Below are 587 nucleotides of genomic sequence, written 5' to 3' on the forward strand. Positions count from 1 at the left end.
CCCGGCACCGGACGCACCGCCGCGCGAATGCGCTCCCGGGCGTTCAGCGCCGGATCCAGCCAGGCCCGCCAGCAGGAGGGATCGAGGATCACGGGCATCCGTGGGTGGATACGCCGGGCAGCCCCCCGGGCGGGCTCGGTGATGATGGCCATGCCCGGCAATGCCCCGCCGGCGTCACCGCCGGGGACATGCACCGCCGCGAACATCAGCGGCGCACCCACGTCGAGGTGCCAGGGCTGGCGCACCCCGCCGGGCCCGGCCCGCCACTCGTACCAGCCGTCCGCCGGCACCAGGCAACGCGCCTCGCGGAAGGCCCGGGCGAAATAGCGGCTCGACGCCACCTTCTCCGCGCGGGCGTTGATCGGCCGCGGGGCACCCGGGTCGTCCACGTCGTCGGGCCGGAAGCCCCAGTTCGCCATCGTCAGCCGCGGCCCGTCCTCACCGGCCACTGCCACCGGCACGGCGGTGCCCGGCGGGATGTTGTAGCATGCCGGGACCACCGCGTCCGGCGGGGCGATGCCCAGCCACTCGGCGAACGCGGACAGCGGCGTGTGACGTTCGAATCGGCCGCACATGGGTCGCGCAGG

The 587-nt window shown here is 75.3% G+C and carries 1 protein-coding gene; it reads right to left on the reverse strand.

Translation table 11 applies throughout. The annotated features are described in order from the left end of the window. Positions 1 to 575, reverse strand: a 575-nt coding sequence (locus G7A99_RS23930; protein ID WP_240466410.1) for an SOS response-associated peptidase, incomplete at its 3' end; no start/stop codon positions are given. Positions 576 to 587: the final 12 nt, after the last annotated feature.

It is taken from the genome of Arhodomonas sp. KWT, from assembly GCF_010993615.1.